This window comes from Streptomyces odontotermitis (assembly GCF_050510915.1).
Taxonomy (GTDB): domain Bacteria; phylum Actinomycetota; class Actinomycetes; order Streptomycetales; family Streptomycetaceae; genus Streptomyces.
In genome coordinates this window covers 79,000-95,070 of record NZ_JBNJLS010000022.1, presented here as the reverse complement: position 1 = coordinate 95,070, position 16,071 = coordinate 79,000, and the positions used below count along the sequence as shown (strand labels likewise).

11 protein-coding genes are annotated in these 16,071 nt (G+C 70.7%); 7 read left to right on the top strand and 4 right to left on the bottom strand.

The window, feature by feature from the left end:
- Positions 1-73: 73 nt before the first annotated feature.
- Positions 74-778: a hypothetical protein gene (locus tag ACQB60_RS38165; RefSeq protein ID WP_496930684.1), complete on the top strand. Its 705-nt coding sequence runs from the start codon at positions 74-76 to the stop codon at positions 776-778.
- Positions 779-864: 86 nt separating this feature from the next.
- On the top strand, positions 865-1,959 hold the full coding sequence (locus tag ACQB60_RS38160; protein WP_496930683.1) for a hypothetical protein: 1,095 nt from the start codon (positions 865-867) through the stop codon (positions 1,957-1,959).
- Between the two features lie 35 nt (positions 1,960-1,994).
- On the opposite strand, the gene ACQB60_RS38155 is transcribed toward ACQB60_RS38160, so the two are convergent.
- The 3 genes from ACQB60_RS38155 to ACQB60_RS38145 all read right to left on the bottom strand — a co-directional run bounded on the left by ACQB60_RS38155 (position 1,995) and on the right by ACQB60_RS38145 (position 5,459).
- Positions 1,995-2,870: a hypothetical protein gene (locus tag ACQB60_RS38155; RefSeq protein ID WP_496930682.1), complete on the bottom strand. Its 876-nt coding sequence runs from the start codon at positions 2,868-2,870 to the stop codon at positions 1,995-1,997.
- Positions 2,871-3,053: 183 nt separating this feature from the next.
- Positions 3,054-4,118: a metallophosphoesterase gene (locus tag ACQB60_RS38150; RefSeq protein WP_496930681.1), complete on the bottom strand. Its 1,065-nt coding sequence runs from the start codon at positions 4,116-4,118 to the stop codon at positions 3,054-3,056.
- 219 nt (positions 4,119-4,337) lie between these two features.
- The gene (locus ACQB60_RS38145; protein WP_384829115.1) at positions 4,338-5,459 is read right to left on the bottom strand and encodes a LacI family DNA-binding transcriptional regulator; all 1,122 of its coding nucleotides are present in this window, start codon (positions 5,457-5,459) and stop codon (positions 4,338-4,340) included.
- A gap of 437 nt (positions 5,460-5,896) precedes the next feature.
- Here ACQB60_RS38145 and hisC point away from each other — a divergent pair, with 437 nt between their 5' ends.
- Positions 5,897-6,979 (top strand): histidinol-phosphate transaminase, encoded by a 1,083-nt coding sequence (gene hisC / locus ACQB60_RS38140; protein WP_496930680.1) that lies wholly within the window; start codon positions 5,897-5,899, stop codon positions 6,977-6,979.
- A 71-nt stretch (positions 6,980-7,050) separates the two neighbouring features.
- On the opposite strand, the gene ACQB60_RS38135 is transcribed toward hisC, so the two are convergent.
- A complete protein-coding gene (locus tag ACQB60_RS38135; RefSeq protein ID WP_496930679.1) occupies positions 7,051-7,422 on the bottom strand; it encodes a cyclophilin-like fold protein in 372 nt (123 codons plus the stop codon).
- 210 nt (positions 7,423-7,632) lie between these two features.
- On the opposite strand from ACQB60_RS38135, the gene ACQB60_RS38130 reads away from it, so the two are divergent.
- The 4 genes from ACQB60_RS38130 (at position 7,633) to ACQB60_RS38115 (ending at position 15,926) form a co-directional block, all read left to right on the top strand.
- Positions 7,633-9,168, top strand: coding sequence for a cytochrome ubiquinol oxidase subunit I (locus tag ACQB60_RS38130; RefSeq protein ID WP_496930678.1), 1,536 nt, complete (start codon positions 7,633-7,635; stop codon positions 9,166-9,168).
- Positions 9,169-9,189: 21 nt separating this feature from the next.
- Positions 9,190-10,197, top strand: a complete 1,008-nt coding sequence (gene cydB, locus ACQB60_RS38125; RefSeq protein ID WP_496930677.1) for a cytochrome d ubiquinol oxidase subunit II — start codon at positions 9,190-9,192, stop codon at positions 10,195-10,197.
- 94 nt (positions 10,198-10,291) lie between these two features.
- Positions 10,292-13,981 (top strand): thiol reductant ABC exporter subunit CydD, encoded by a 3,690-nt coding sequence (gene cydD / locus ACQB60_RS38120; RefSeq protein ID WP_496930676.1) that lies wholly within the window; start codon positions 10,292-10,294, stop codon positions 13,979-13,981.
- Positions 13,982-14,189: 208 nt separating this feature from the next.
- Positions 14,190-15,926, top strand: a complete 1,737-nt coding sequence (locus ACQB60_RS38115; RefSeq protein ID WP_496930675.1) for a sensor histidine kinase — start codon at positions 14,190-14,192, stop codon at positions 15,924-15,926.
- The last annotated feature ends 145 nt before the right edge of the window (positions 15,927-16,071 follow it).

Here is a 16,071-nt window from a genome sequence, read left to right as displayed (position 1 = left end):
TAGGTGGTGCGATATGGGGACATCGCTGTGGGCATCACGGGGGGCCTTACGGCTGGCCGCTGTGGTGTTGTCGATGGGAGTCATGGTTCTCGGCTGCGGGGGCGGCGGGGGCGATGACGAGAAGGCGGGCGGGGGGTCGACGGACGCGTCCGGAGGGGGAGTTGCCGCTTCCGGTGGGGATGGAGTGTCCGGAGGTGGCAGCGAGTCCGCCGGGGTCAGCGGTGTCGGCGGTGCCAGCGGTGCCAATGGGTCCGGCAGCGCCAGCGGGGGCAGTGAGTCCGGTGGGAACGGTGGGAACGGCGGTGTCGTAGGCGGGGGCAGCGGCAACGGCGGGGGAAACGGCGGCGGTCACCCCAAGGTCCCCGTCTCACCGCTCAAGATCCCGGACATCCAGGTCAGGGGCCGCTACTTCGACGCCGTGACCGACGGGGGCCAGCAGACCTGGGACATCATCGAGGGCGCCTTCCGCGACAGGTGCAAGGACCACACGGTCTGCGTCCACCTCGAGCGCAGGTATGACCCCGTGGACATCCCGGAGGCGACGGAGTGCGGGTTCGTGAAGACGGATCCGTCCAAGGACGTCGAGGTCACGCCCGGTCCCGGCACCGTCGTCTACATCGTGGGCGAGGGCCCGTGCGCGGGCGGAACTCCCCCTCCGGAGGAGACCGTTGAAGGCGGTTCCGGCTCGCCGGGTGACAGCACGCCGCCCGACAGCACGCCGCCCGGAGGCAGCACACCTCCCGTGATCGGGAACTCGCCCTCCAACGGCGGGTCATGACCTCGCCCGACGACCCGGCCGCGCCACCCGCACCGGCTACACCACCCGCACCGGCCGCATCTGGCGTACTGGCCACACCCGGCGTAGTGACCACACCCTCCACGCCGACAGCACCCTCTACACCGGCAACACCCGCCGCACCGAACTCGCCCGGCCTAGGCAGGCTGTGGACCCTTCTCGGCACCGTCGTCGCGCCGACGACCCTGGTCACGGCCCTGCTCTACTACTTCGGCTGGAACCACGCGTGGTGGTTCTTCAACTACTTCGGGGTCAGCTCGACCGTGCTCGGCTTCAGCACGATCGACTATCTGATGCGCTCCCTCGACGCCCTGTTCATCCCGATGACGGTGACCGCGGGCGCGGGGCTGCTCGCCTTCTGGGGGCACGATCTGCTGCGGCGACGCCTGGCGCGGGGGGCCGAGCCACGGGTGCTGCGGATCCTGGTACCCGTCATGGCAGGCACCGGCGCGCTGCTCGCCCTCGGCGGCTTCTGGGCCGTCGTCTCCCCGGCCTTCTTCCTCAACCGGGCCCTCGTCCTCGCCCCGCTCAGCCTCGGGCTCGGCGTGGCCCTGCTCTCCTACACGCTGCACCTGTGGAGGGTAGTGCTCAACTACCGCTGGCAGGACGACAGTTCACAGGAGCCAGAAGACACCGCCGGCCCAGCCGACCCAGGCGACTCGGAAGACCCAATCGCCCCAGTCGACCCAGAAGACGCTGACAACCCACCCGCATCACCGGCCCCCACCACAACACCACCCCCACCCCCCACCCGCCCCGAATGGGCCACCCTCGCCGAGTGGGCCATCGTGTTCTCCCTCATCGCCCTCAGCCTCTTCTGGGCGGCCACCAACTACGCCGCGGCGGCAGGCGAGACCCGGGCACGCCGCTTCGTGGCGGGCCTGCCCACCGATCCGTACGCCATCCTCTACAGCGCGGACAGCCTCAGCCTGAGCGCCCCGGGTGTGCGGGAGACCCGGTGCCACGACGCCAAGGCCGCCTACCGCTTCCGCTACGACGGGCTCAAGCTCGTGCTGCAGTCGGGCAATCAGTACGTCTTCGTGCCCGAGCGGTGGACCCCGGTGGACGGAGTGGCCGTGCTGATCCCGCGCTCCGACTCCGTACGCCTGGAGTTCGCGCCGCCGTCCGCCGGCGGCGCGCAGCCTCCTCACCCCAGGTGTTGAAAGGTGTTGACCTGTAAAGGTGTTGACGCGTTCGACTACTCGGGCTTGTGGTCGGGACCGCCGAAGTCCGGACTCGAGAAGTCCGGGCTGCTGAAGCTCGGTCGCGGCCCCACCCCGCCGGCGCCCCCGTCCGGGCTGCTGAAGCCCGGGCGGTGATAGCCGAGTTGGGGCATCCGGTTGTTGCGCTCGGCCGAGCCGGTACGGGCCGCGGCCGGGCCTCCCGGGTCCACCAGGGCCTCCTTCAGGAACGGCAGAATGCCCCGCTCCAGAAGGGCTTGGCCCCAGGCTTCCCTGGCCCGTGCCACCTCCGCGTTCCGCTCGCCGTGCGTGCTGGCCTGCAGTGACGTCGATCCGTTGCGCAGGGCCGTCAGGAGCAGGCCGATCGCGGCGACGAGGATCGCCGCTGCGGTGAGCGCCCCGAAGAGCCAGCCGGCCGTGAGCAGCGTGTCGGCAAAGGCGGGTTCGGGGTTGAGCATCTTCAGGATGTACCCGACGAGCAGGAAGATCGCTGCGGCCGTACCGGCCAGCACGGGAGCGAGCACGGCGACGACCGCGACGGCTCCTGCGCCCGCGGTCTCGGCGACCTCACCCATGGTGGCGAGCCCGACCGCGCCCGCTGTGGGCTCCGAGGAACTCGGTCCACCTCCTTCACGTATCGAAGAGGAGACGGGAGGGCCGGGATCGCGCAGCTCTGCCCGGACCTTCACATAGTGGTGGTACTCAGTCGCCGCGGCCGCGGTGATCAGCGCGGTGGCGTTGAGCGCCATGGTGCGCAGCTGCTCGGGGTTGAGCCGCTGGCCCACCGCGGAGAGTTCCGGACGGTGCGGTGCGGTGCGCAGCGCCTCATCGAGGATCCGCTCGTACTCGGGGCGGTCCTCATTGAGCAGGTGTGGCGCGCTGTTCATGTGCATCCCCCGATGCTCCGTAGGGCTTGGGGCTCGCGCATGGCTACGAGCCGTCGGGCAGAAACGGAGGGGAGCCTGCTACGGATAAGCCGATGGTAGAGCCGTGACGGCACGCGGTGACAGGGGGTTTCCGGAAATTGGCCCGCTGGCCAGCGTGATCCTGTAGTGGAGCGCCTGCCCGGTGAACGCTCAGCTATCCAGGGGGAGTTGCTGGACCAGCAGCTTTCCGGCCATGGTCACGCCACCGTCCATGGCCACGGCCAGACCGCCCGCGTAGACGTGCGGTCCCTCGATGACGGGGCCGCCGCCGTCCTCCTCGTCCTCCGAGCCGACGTCGCCGAGGAGATACGGGATGGGGCTGTGACCGTGGACGATGCGGCTGCCGCCGTACACATCGAGCAGTTCGCGTACGGCCGCGGGGCCCGCCTCCTCGTCGCGGAAGGCGAAGCGCTTGGTGAACTTGCGGAAGAGGTCCCAGCACTCGTCCGCGTCGTTGCGCGTGAGGGTCTCGCGGACGGTGTCGTTGACCGCCTCGATGGAGTCGCCGTAATCCAGATAGGCGGTCGTGTCCGAGTGCACCAGGAGGTGGCCGTCCGCCTCCTCCATCGCGTCCAGGCGGGCCATCCACTGCAGATGGTGGTCCTCCAGGCGCTCCATGTCGGTCTTCTGCCCGCCGTTGAGCAGCCAGGCGGCCTGGAACGTGGCGGTGCCCGCGCCCGAGTTGACCGGGGTGTCCCCGAACCGCTTCGCGCCGAGCAGCAGCAGCTCGTGGTTGCCCATGAGCGCCTTGCAGTAGCCGCCGGCGGCCGCGGCCTCGGCGGACAGGCGCATCACGAGGTCGATGACGCCGATGCCGTCGGGCCCGCGGTCGGTGAAGTCGCCGAGGAACCACAGCCGGGCGTTCCCCGCCGACCAGGCGCCGTCCGCGTCGACGAGGCCCCGCTCCTGGAGGGCGGCGACCAGCTCGCTCAGATAGCCGTGGACGTCGCCGACCACGTAGAGCGGGCCGAGCTCGTCGCCCGCGGGCGCGGCCGGGGGCTCCGGCATGGGCTGCACCTGGACCTGAACCGTGTCACCGCGGTTGATGACGGGCAGGTCGCGCTGCGTGGGGGTGTAGCCCTCCGGCTCGCCCGGACCCTCCGCGGCGCCGGGTCCGGGACGATCGGGCACGGCCTCATGGACGTACGCCGGTACGCGGAAGTCGCGCAGCGTCGCCGTCCGCACATCGGGTCCCTGACCGGCCCCCTGAGTCATCGACCCCTCCACCACCATTGCGCCGCATCTGCACCGGGATCGGACTGCCTGGTCGCAGCGGCCCGCGGTGTCGTCCGCCCATCATAGGAATGCGGCTCGCGCTGTGTGGTGCACCAGGGGTGGTGAATCGGCGCGGAGCACCAGTTCACCGAGGTTTTCTCCCGAATTGGGCCGAGCTTTCCCCGCAGGTCGCCCCAGGTAGTTCGAGGTCGGACGGCCTCAGCCGGGTTCGGGAGAGCGTGGTGGGCTGACCGTGGTGCGGGGCGGACGTCGCTCGGACGAGGTGCGCACGATCAGTTCGGTCGGTATCACCTGCTCGACCGGGTGGCCCGAGTCGAGCCCCTCGATCGCGTCGATGAGGAGCTGGACGACCGCGGTGCCGATGCGCCGCGGCTTGAGGGAGAGCGTGGTGATGGGCGGCTCGGTCGTCGCGTACACCGTCGACTCGCTGCAGCACACCAGGAGGAGGTCCTCGGGGACCCTGAGGCCGTAGCGGCGGGCGGCGGCGAGCAGATCCGTCCCGTTCGGGTCGAAGAGGCCGTAGACGGCGTCCGGGCGGTCGGGGCGGGCGAGCAGCCGGTCGGCGGCGACGGCCCCGGCGCACGGGTCGTGGGCGGGGTAGGACTCGTACACCGGGTCCTGGCCCACGCGCTTGCACCAGCGCAGGTACGCGGTGGTGGACAGGTGCGTGTAGGTGTCCGTGGTGGTGCCGGTGAGCAGGCCGATGCGGCGGGCGCCGGCGTCGGCGAGGTGGTCGAGGATCTCCAGGACCGCGGCCTCGTGGTCGTTGTCGACCCAGGCCGTGACCGGGAGCGAGCCCGCGGGGCGGCCGTCCGAGACGACCGGCAGTCCCTGGCGCACCAGTTCGCTGACGACCGGGTCGTGGTCGGACGGGTCGATCACGACCGTGCCGTCCAGGGCCACGTTCGACCACACGTCCACGGGGCTGCGGCGTGAGGTGGCCGGAAGGATGACCAGGGCGTAGCCCCGGGCGAGCGCCGCGGAGGTGGCGGCTCTGGCCATCTCCGCGAAGTACGCGAACTCGGTGAAGGTGAACGGTTCATCCCCGTATGTCGTGACGGTCAGGCCGATGAGGCCCGACTTTCCCGTACGGAGCGTGCGGGCCGCCGCGGAGGGGCGATAGCCCAACCGGTCGGCGACCTCGCGGACATGGCGTCGGGTGGCGTCCGGGAGCCGGCCCTTGCCGTTGAGTGCGTCGGAGACAGTCGTAATGGAGACACCGGCGGCGGCGGCGACGTCTCTGATGCCTGCTCGACTCTGCCGGTTGCCCCGGCGGGAGGTCTCCGCTCGGCTCACCTGGTGCTTCCCTGCTGCTGTCATGGCGAGCCGATAGTAGGGCTCATGAGCGTGGGTAGCAGGGGCGCATATGCACGCGTTGACAGGCACGTTTCTGCATGGTGTTACTCCCGCAATGACCTTGGAATGCAAGGGAGTTGAGAGGGTGGAGAGGTGACGGCGCCTGATCGTCGCGCACCGGCCTGGTGAATGCGCGAGGTCTCGAAGAGGTCTCAACTCACCTTCACGGGTGATGCGCGCCACGGAGCGAGCCACCGGCGCACGGGGGCGCATGGGGCGCTCCCCCCGTCTCGTACGCCGATGCCGGGCGACGGGCCGGGGACCGGTGCGCCTCCGGCAAGCGGATCTCTCCGGCCCATTCGCAGGGAGGCGGAATCCTCATAGGGTGAGCAGTATTCGATCCGGCCATACCGGCCACGAGGCCCCGGACCCCGAGTGATCCGGCTCTGAGGAGGACTGCGGTGAGCGAGACGAGCCCGAAGCTGCGCGCCGAGCTGGAGGGTATCCCCACGTACAAGCCCGGAAAGCCCGCCGCGACAGCGGACGGACCGGTGGCGTACAAGCTGTCCTCGAACGAGAACCCGTATCCACCGCTCCCCGGCGTCATGGAGAGCGCGATCACCGCGGCCGGGACCTTCAACCGCTACCCCGACATGGCGTGCACGGGCCTGATGAGCGAGCTGTCCGAGCGGTTCGGGGTGCCCCTGTCGCACCTCGCCACGGGCACCGGCTCGGTCGGTGTGGCCCAGCAGCTGCTGCAGGCCACCTCGGGGCCGGGCGACGAGGTGATCTACGCGTGGCGGTCCTTCGAGGCGTACCCGATCATCACCCAGGTGAGCGGCGCGACCTCGGTGAAGGTCCCGCTCACTCCGGGAGAGGTGCACGACCTCGACGCGATGGCCGCCGCCATCACGGACCGCACCCGGATGATCTTCGTCTGCAACCCCAACAACCCCACCGGCACGGTGGTCCGCAGGGCCGAGCTGGAGCGGTTCCTCGACCGGGTGCCGAGCGACGTCCTCGTGGTGCTCGACGAGGCGTACCGCGAGTTCATCCGCGACCCCGAGGTCCCGGACGGCATCGAGATCTACCGGGACCGGCCGAACGTCGCCGTCCTGCGCACCTTCTCCAAGGCGTACGGCCTCGCGGGCCTGCGCGTCGGTTTCGCGGTGGCCCATGAGCCGGTGGCCGCGGCGCTGCGCAAGACGGCGGTGCCGTTCGGCGTGAGCCAGCTGGCGCAGGACGCGGCCGTTGCCTCGCTGCGCTCCGAGGACGAACTGATGGGCCGCGTCGGCTCGTTGGTGGCCGAGCGCACGCGCGTGGTGGAGGCGCTGCGCGGGCAGGGCTGGACCGTGCCCGAGACGCAGGCGAACTTCGTGTGGCTGCGGCTCGACGACCGCACGGCCGACTTCGCGGCGGCGTGCGAGCGGGCCGGCGTGGTCGTGCGCCCGTTCCCGGGTGAGGGGATGCGGGCCACGATCGGCGAGACCGAGGCCAATGATCTGTTCCTGCAGACGGCAGAGGCGTTCCGCAAGGAGCTTTAGCCGCTGGGTAGTTGACCGGCGACCGAGTCAACTGGCGGGCTGTTTCACGTGGAACGGCCCGCCATCGGTCTTCAGCCGACCAGCTCGACGCGGATCGGGTCACCGCTGCGCACGGTGGCCAGGACGCGGGCGTCGCCGTCGAGGCTGCCGAGCAGGTTGCAGGGGCTCGCGAGGCGGCATTCGTCGCCTCGCGAGATCGGCGTCGGCCCGTACGGCAGGGCGAGCGCGTCGCCGTCTGTCCAGAAGGCGACCGTGCCCGGGTCGACGACCTGCTGGGCGCCGTCCTCGACGGGGACGCTGACGCCCGTGTCGAAGTAGACCTCCTCGCCCCAGGTGTTGGCGGTGGAGGAGAGCGGCAGGACCTTGCCCAGGGCCTGGGCGGTCGGAGTGTCCTCGAGGGTCGCGGTGGTGTGCCCTGCGGGCCAGGAGATCCGTATCTGCATGCCGCGGATTCAACAATATGTTGAAGTTCTTGGGAACCCCTTCGCGGTTCCTCCCGGTAAGGGGACCCCGCTTTCGGATGCCGACAGCCCGTACGACATAATGCTTGTGAATGTGAACGCGTTCACAAGCGTGTCCTAGTTGCTCCTGAGTTGTCTGTGACATAAGGGGCACACTGCCGCTATGACCACGGCACGTAAGGAGAAGTTGACGTGGACCTGGCTCTAGCGCCGGAGACCCTGGCGCGATGGCAGTTCGGTATCACCACCGTCTACCACTTCCTCTTTGTTCCCCTGACGATCTCCTTGGCCGCGCTCACGGCCATCCTGGAGACCGCTTGGGTGCGTACGGGTAAGGAGCACTACCTCCGGGCGACGAAGTTCTGGGGAAAGCTGTTCCTGATCAACATCGCCATGGGTGTCGTCACCGGCATCGTCCAGGAGTTCCAGTTCGGTATGAACTGGTCCGACTACTCGCGATTCGTCGGTGACATCTTCGGGGCGCCGCTCGCCTTCGAGGCGCTCATCGCCTTCTTCTTCGAGTCGACGTTCATCGGCCTGTGGATCTTCGGCTGGGACAAGCTCCCGAAGAAGCTGCACTGCGCGACGATCTGGGCCGTCTCGATCGGCACGATCCTGTCGGCGTACTTCATCATGGCCGCCAACTCCTTCATGCAGCACCCGGTCGGCTACAAGATCGTGGAGCGGGACGGCACCAAGCGCGCCGAGCTCACCGACTTCGCGAAGGTGCTGTTCCAGGAGACGACGCTCGTCAACTTCTGGCATGTCATCAGCGCGTCCATCCTGGTCGGCGGCGCCTTCATGACCGGCATCGCCATCTTCCACCTGCGCAAGAAGCAGCACATCAAGACCATGCGGATGTCGCTGCGGCTCGGCCTGGTCACGGCGCTCGTCGGCACGATCCTCACCGTCGTCAGTGCCGACACCCTCGGCAAGGTCATGTACGACCAGCAGCCGATGAAGATGTCGGCGGCCGAGGCGCTGTGGGACTCCGAGAAGCCCGCGCCGTTCTCGCTCTTCGCGTACGGCGATGTCTCCAAGGGCCACAACGACGTCGCCATCGAGGTCCCGGGGATACTGTCGTTCCTCGCCAAGAACAACTTCAGCGCCGAGATCCCCGGCATCAACGACATCAACAAGGCCGAGCAGGAGAAGTTCGGGCCCGGCGACTACCGGCCCAACATCCCCACCGCGTACTGGTCCTACCGCTGGATGATCGGCTTCGGCGGGGTCTCGATGTTCCTGTGCACCGTCGGACTCTGGCTCACCAGAAGGAAGTTCTGGCTCGCGCCGGAGCACCACACGGGCGAGGAAGACGTCCCGAAGCTCATGCTCACCAAGAACAAGGAGCTGGCGCCGAAGCTCGGCACCTGGTGGTGGAAGCTCTCGCAGTGGACGCTGATCTTCCCCCTCATCGGCATCTCCTGGGGCTGGATCTTCACCGAGACGGGGCGGCAGCCCTGGGTCGTCTACGGGGTGCTGCGCACCAAGGACGCGGTCTCGCCCGGGGTCTCGCAGGGCGAGGTGCTCACCTCGCTGATCGTCTTCACGCTGATCTACGCGATCCTCGCCGTCATCGAGGTCAAGCTCATGGTCAAGTACGTCAAGCAGGGCCCGCCCGAGCTGACCGAGGCGGACCTCAACCCGCCCACCAAGATCGGCGGTCCGGGCTCCGGCAAGGACGATGACGACGCCGATGCCGACCGGCCCATGGCCTTCTCGTACTAGGTAGGAAGGAGAGACACGGTTATGCAACTCCATGACGTCTGGTTCGTGCTCATCGCCGTCCTGTGGATCGGCTACTTCTTCCTCGAAGGCTTCGACTTCGGGATCGGCATCCTCACCAAGCTGCTCGCCCGCGACCGGCCCGAGAAGCGGGTCCTGATCAACACCATCGGGCCGGTGTGGGACGGTAACGAGGTGTGGCTGCTCACCGCGGGCGGCGCCACCTTCGCCGCCTTCCCCGAGTGGTACGCGACGCTGTTCTCGGGCTTCTATCTGCCGCTGCTGATCATCCTGCTCTGCCTGATCGTGCGCGGCGTGGCCTTCGAGTACCGGGCGAAGCGGCCCGAGGAGCGCTGGCAGCGCAACTGGGAGGAGGCCATCTTCTGGACCTCCCTGATCCCCGCCGTGCTGTGGGGAGTCGCCTTCGCCAACATCGTGCGCGGCGTGAAGATCGATGCCCACAAGGAGTACGTGGGCAACTTCTGGGACCTGCTCAACCCGTACTCGATCCTGGGCGGGCTCGTCACGCTGACGCTCTTCACCTTCCACGGTGCGGTGTTCGCGGCCCTCAAGACGCTGGGCGACATCCGGGTGCGGGCGCGGAAGCTGGCGCTCGGGCTCGGGCTGCTGACCGCCGTTCTCGCGCTCGGGTTCCTGATCTGGACCCAGGCGGACAAGGGCGACGGCAAGAGCCTGGTGGCGATGATCGTCGCCGTGGTGGCCCTGGTCGGCGCCATCGGGGCCATCAAACTGGGGCGCGAGGGCTGGTCGTTCGCGCTGTCGGGGATCACCATCGCGGCGGCCGTCGCGATGCTCTTCCTGGCGCTCTTCCCGAACGTCATGCCGTCCTCGCTGAACGCCGACTGGAACCTCACGGTCACCAACGCCTCGTCGTCGCACCTGACGTTGAAGATCATGACGTGGTGCGCCGGCATCGCAACGCCGGTCGTGCTGCTCTACCAGTCGTGGACGTACTGGGTGTTCCGCAAGCGGATCGGCACGAAGAACATCGCGCCGGATCCGGCTCATTGAGGAATGACTCATTGAGGAATGAGGGGTGGGCGGTGACCGCCGCCCACCCTCCAACTGACCGTCTGTTCATGGTCATTGGGAGGGTGTGTTTCACGTGAAACCGATCGACCCGCGCCTGTTCCGGTACGCCCGTGCCACGCGACTCTTCCTGGTCGCGGTGGTGGCACTCGGCGCCGCCGGGGCGGGCCTCGTCGTCGCCCAGGCCATGCTCATCGCCGAGGTCGTCGTGGGGGCCTTCCAACGAGGGCTCTCCGCCGGTGACTTGGTGACCCCACTGGTGTTGCTCGCCGTGGTCGCGGTGGGCCGGGGGCTGGTCTCCTGGCTCACCGAACTCGCCGCGCACCGGGCGAGCGCGGCGGTCAAGTCCGAGCTGCGGGGGCGGCTCCTGGAGCGGGCGGGGGAGCTGGGGCCGGGGTGGCAGATGGGGTCTCCCCTGCTCGAGCGAAGCCGAGAGCTCGGGGAATCGCAGCGGACGGGCTCGCTGATCAATCTGGCCACGCGCGGCGTAGACGCGCTCGACGACTACTTCTCGCGCTATCTGCCGCAGTTGGGGCTCGCGGTGGTGGTGCCCGTGGCGGTGCTCGCGCGCATCGTCACCGAGGACTGGGTGTCCGCCGCGATCATCGTCGTGACGCTGCCGCTGATCCCCGTCTTCATGATCCTCATCGGCTGGGCGACGCAGTCCCGGATGGACCGTCAGTGGCGGCTGCTGTCCCGGCTGTCGGGGCACTTCCTCGATGTGGTCGCGGGACTGCCCACCCTGAAGGTGTTCGGCCGGGCCAAGGCGCAGGCCGAGTCGATCCGGAAGATCACGGGCGAGTACCGGCGGGCGACGATGCGGACGCTGCGCATCGCGTTCCTGTCGTCCTTCGCCCTGGAGCTGCTCGCGACGGTCTCGGTGGCACTGGTCGCCGTGACCATCGGCATGCGGCTCGTCCACGGCGACATGGACCTGTACGTGGGTCTGGTCATCCTCGTGCTCGCGCCGGAGGCTTATCTGCCGCTGCGCCAGGTCGGTGCGCAGTACCACGCGGCGGCCGAGGGGCTCGCGGCGGCGGAGGAGATCTTCGAGGTCCTGGAGACCCCCGTTCCACAGGCGGGATCCGGAGCGGCGCCCGAGGGCGGCGCGCTGAGCGTGGAGGGCGTCACGGTCCGCTATCCCGGGCGGTCGGCGGACGCGGTCTGCGGGGCGTCGTTCACGGTGGAGCCCGGTGAGACCGTGGCCCTCGTCGGGCCCAGCGGTGCGGGCAAGTCGACGCTCGTGAACGTGGTGTTGGGGTTCGTGGCGCCCTCGGCGGGCCGGGTGCGCGTCGACGGCATCGACCTGGCGGAGGTCTCCCCGGAGCGGTGGCGGGAGCGGGTCGCGTGGGTGCCGCAGCGGCCGCACCTGTTCGCCGGGACGGTCGCGGAGAACGTGCGCCTGGCGCGGCCGGACGCGGACGAGGCGGCGGTGCGGCGGGCGCTGGGAGAGGCCGGGGCGCTGTCGTTCGTGGAGGCGCTGCCCGCCGGGCTCGAGACCGTGCTCGGCGAGGACGGCACGGGGCTCTCGGCCGGACAGCGGCAACGGCTCGCGCTGGCCCGGGCGTTCCTGGCCGACCGGCCCGTGGTGCTGCTCGACGAGCCGACGGCCGCGCTCGACGGGGAGACCGAGGCGGGCATCGTCGAGGCGGTGCGGCGCCTCGCGGTGGGGCGGACGGTGCTGATGGTGGTGCACCGGCCCGCGTTGTTGTCGGTCGCGGACCGGGTGGTGCGGCTGGGGGCTGCGGGGCTGGACGGGTTCGTGGAGCCCGGAGCGCCCATGGAGCTGGATGAGCCCGTGGTGCCGGAAGCGCCCGTGGACAGGGGGCCCAACGGGGCGGCTGTTGTGGTGAGTTCGAGGTCTTCGGACGAGCCGGGTGAGGTGACGGGGCCGGTCGGTCGGGTGGACCGCGCGGAGGAGTCCCGTGCAACTGGAGGGGGAGCGGCCCGCGTACGGGGCGGCGGAGTCCTGACTCGCGTACGGGCCGGTGGAGCCTCGACCCGCGTAAGGGCCGGTGGAGCCCTGACCCGCGTACGCAAGGAGGCGGCTCAGCGGAAGGGCAAGCTCGCGCTCGCCCTGCTCCTGGGTGCGCTGGCCCTCGGCAGCGCCGTCGGGCTCATGGCCACCTCCGGGTGGCTGATCTCCCGGGCCGCGCAGCAGCCGCCCGTGATGTACCTGATGATCGCCGTGACGGCGACCCGCGCCTTCGGGATCGGCCGCGCCGTCTTCCGGTACACCGAGCGGCTGGTCTCGCACGACGCGGTCCTGCGCATGCTCGCCGACACCAGGGTCGCCGTCTACCGGCGCCTCGAGCGGCTCGCGCCCGCGGGTCTGCGCGGTGCCCGCCGGGGCGATCTGCTCTCCCGGCTCGTCGCGGACGTCGACGCCCTTCAGGACTACTGGCTGCGTTGGCTGCTGCCGGCCGGGGCCGCCGCCCTGGTGAGTGCGTCGGCCGTGGGGTTCACCGCGTGGCTGCTGCCCGAGGCGGGTGCCGTGCTCGCGGCCGGGCTGCTCGCCGCAGGTGTGGGAGTGCCGCTGGTCAGCGGTGCCGTCGCGCGCCGGGCGGAGCGAAGGCTGGCTCCCGCGCGCGGGGTGCTCGCCACCCGGGTCGCCGACCTGCTGACCGGGACGGCCGAGCTGACCGTCGCGGGCGCGCTGCCCCGGCGCACCGCCGCGGCCAGGGACGCCGACGCCGCGCTCACCCGCATCGCCTCGCGGGGCGCCACCGCCACCGCGCTGGGCGACGGCCTCGGGGCACTGGTCTCCGGGCTCACCGTGGCCGCCGCCGCGCTCTTCGGGGTGCGGGCCGTGGCGGACGGGCGGCTCGACGGGGTGGCGCTCGCGGTGGTGGTCCTGACGCCGCTCGCCGCGTTCGAGGCCGTCATGGGGCTGCCGCTGGCCGTCCAGTACCGGCAGCGCGTCCTGAAGAGCGCCGAGCGCGTCCACGAGGTCCTCGACTCCCCCGAACCCGTACCGGACCCCGCCGTCCCCGCACAGCCGCCGCAGGACCCCTTCCCGGTGCGTCTGACGGGGCTGTGCGCCCGCCACGAGGGCCAGGAGCGGGACGCGCTCGCGGAGGTGGACCTGACGGTGGAGCGCTGGCGGCGGATCGCCGTGGTGGGCGCCTCCGGGTCGGGCAAGACGACGCTCGCCCAGGTGCTGCTCCGCTTCGTCGGGGTGCGCGCGGGGACGTACACGCTGGGCGGGACGGACGCGGCCGCGCTCGACGGGGACGCGGTGCGTTCCCTGGTCGGCCTGTGCGCCCAGGACGCGCACATCTTCGACAGCTCGCTGCGCGAGAACCTGCTGCTCGCCCGCAAGGACGCCACGGACGGTGAGCTGCGGGACGCGCTCGTACAGGCCCGGCTCGACGCGTGGGTGAACGGGCTTCCGGAGGGGCTCGACACCCTCGTAGGAGAGCACGGGGCACGGCTCTCGGGCGGCCAGCGGCAGCGGCTCGCCCTGGCCCGGGCGCTGCTCGCGGACTTCCCCGTCCTCGTCCTGGACGAGCCCGCCGAACACCTGGACCTGCCGACCGCCGACGCCCTCACCGCCGACCTGCTGGCCGCGACGCGGGGCCGCACGACGCTGCTGATCACGCACCGCCTCGCCGGGCTCGACGCGGTGGACGAAGTCGTCGTGCTCGATGCCGGGCGGGTGGTGCAGCGGGGGGCGTACGAGGACCTGGTCACCGTGGACGGGCCGCTGCGGCGCATGCGGGAGCGGGAGCGGGACGCGGACCTGCTGGCGGTGGCCGCGGCGTGAACGGGGGCGGAGCTTGAACGGGCGACGGGCCTGGGCGGGAGACGGGGTCTGGAGGGGGGACGACGGGGTCCGGGCGGAGGACGGGGCCGCCGTCCTGGGCCGGGCCGGGGCTGTCCTGGGGCGAGGCCGACGGCTTCGGGAGGTGGTCCCGCGAGGCGGCACCCGACCTCGACTTTCCCCATGAAATGGGACTAACTAGGCTCAAAGCATGTCAGTACCCTCGGCCTCCTCCGCCGCCCCGCCCCCCGACAGCTCCCCGGACTCGGCGGAGGCGGCGGCGCAGGCGACCCGCAGCCTCCAAGGGCTGTCGACCGAGCTGACCGCGCGCGTGCCACAGCTCCTGGAGGCCATGCGCTCCGTGGGCACCGGCCTCGAACTGCACACCACGCTCGACCGCATCTGCGAGACCGCCGCCGAGCTCGCGGACGCCCGCTACGCGGCCATCGGCGTCGTCTCCGAAGAGGGCGACGGTCTCTCCGACTTCGTCTACCACGGCATCGACGAGAAGACCGCCGAGCGCATCGGCCGGCTGCCCGACGGGCACCGTGGGCTGCTCGGCGCCCTCATCCACCACCCGCAGACACTGCGTCTCGCCGACCTCTCCGCCGATCCGCGCTCCTGCGGCTTCCCGCCGCACCACCCGCCGATGCACACCTTCCTCGGCGTCCCCATCCGCGTCCAGGGCGAGATCTTCGGGAACCTCTACCTGACCGAGAAGCGCGACGGCGGCGAATTCAACGACTACGACGTGCACATGGTGCGCGTGCTCGCCACGGAGGCGGGCATCGCCATCGGCAACGCGCGCCTGTACGAGGCCGCCAAGCAGCGGGAGCGCTGGATCGACGGCTCCGTGGCCGTCACCACCGCCCTCCTGTCGGGCAGTGACGCGGACGACGCGCTCGCCGTCGTCGCCGAACAGGCCCGCCACCTCGCCGACTCCGCCGCGGGGATCGTGCTGCTGCCCGACGAGGAGGGCGGCATGGAGATCGTCGCCGTCTCCTCGGAGGAGCCGACCACGGCGATGGGCGTCGTGGTGCCTCCGGAGAGCCGCATCGTCGCCGATCTCCTCAGTGGAGAGGCCGTGTTCATCGACGACGCGGGCAGCGACCCGCGCGTCCTCACCGATCTCGCACGGGGCTACGGGCCCGTCATGATGCTGCCGCTGCAGAGCGACGGCCGCGTCCTGGGGACCCTCGTCACGCCCCGCGCGCGGGGAGCACGTCCCTTCTCCGAGGCCGAGCGGACCCTGGCCGCCCAGTTCGCCTCGCAGGCCGCGCTCGCCCTGATGATGGCCGAGGCCCAGCGCGACCGGGAGCGCCTCGCGGTGTACGAGGACCGCGACCGCATCGCGCGCGACCTCCACGACCTCGTCATCCAGCGGCTGTTCGCCACCGGGATGATGCTGGAGGGCGCCCAGCGCAGGTCCGTCGTGCCCGAGGTCCAGGAAGGCGTCGGCAAGGCCGTCGACGAGCTGGACGTGACGATCCAGGAGATCCGCACGGCGATCTTCGCGCTCCAACAGGGGCCCGCGGAGGCGCCGTCGGGGCTGCGCACCCGGGTCCTGCGCGAGATCAACATGGCGGCCGTGCCGCTCGGCTTCAAGCCCACGCACCACTTCGTGGGGCCCGTCGACACCGTGGTCGGCGAGCTCACCGGAAAGAACCTGATCGCGGCCCTGCGGGAGGCCCTGTCCAACGCCTTCCGGCACGCGGAGGCCGCCCGCATCGACGTCGTCGTGGACTCGACGGTGCTCCTCCCCGACGGCCAGCAGGGCGTGCGCCTCACGGTCGCGGACGACGGCGTGGGCATCCCCGAGGGCGGCCGGCGCAGCGGCCTGAAGAACCTCAAGAGGCGCGCCGAGTCGCTCGGCGGCGACAGCTGGTACGGCCCCGGCATCGGCGACGACGGCGCCGGTACGACGGTGGTGTGGCAGGCCCCGTACTGAGCTCCCTACGGACTCCCTACGGATCCGTCCTGAGCTCCGTCCTGAGCTCCGTACTTGGCCTTGGCAGAGCCCTGGGCGGCCGATCCCTGGGGGCCCGCCGGCGAACCGGCGCCCAGCGTGCCCCTGTTCGGCGGTACGCGGCTGC

What these genes read in the sequence shown, in the direction of transcription:
- cydB (WP_496930677.1), top strand. Translation starts at nt 9,190, where the DNA reads ATGCAACTCCATGACGTCTGGTTCGTGCTCATCGCCGTCCTGTGGATC.
- ACQB60_RS38115 (WP_496930675.1), top strand. Translation starts at nt 14,190, where the DNA reads ATGTCAGTACCCTCGGCCTCCTCCGCCGCCCCGCCCCCCGACAGCTCC.
- ACQB60_RS38145 (WP_384829115.1), bottom strand. Translation starts at nt 5,459, where the DNA reads ATGACAGCAGCAGGGAAGCACCAGGTGAGCCGAGCGGAGACCTCCCGC.
- ACQB60_RS38150 (WP_496930681.1), bottom strand. Translation starts at nt 4,118, where the DNA reads ATGACTCAGGGGGCCGGTCAGGGACCCGATGTGCGGACGGCGACGCTG.
- ACQB60_RS38135 (WP_496930679.1), bottom strand. Translation starts at nt 7,422, where the DNA reads ATGCAGATACGGATCTCCTGGCCCGCAGGGCACACCACCGCGACCCTC.
- ACQB60_RS38155 (WP_496930682.1), bottom strand. Translation starts at nt 2,870, where the DNA reads ATGCACATGAACAGCGCGCCACACCTGCTCAATGAGGACCGCCCCGAG.
- ACQB60_RS38165 (WP_496930684.1), top strand. Translation starts at nt 74, where the DNA reads ATGGGAGTCATGGTTCTCGGCTGCGGGGGCGGCGGGGGCGATGACGAG.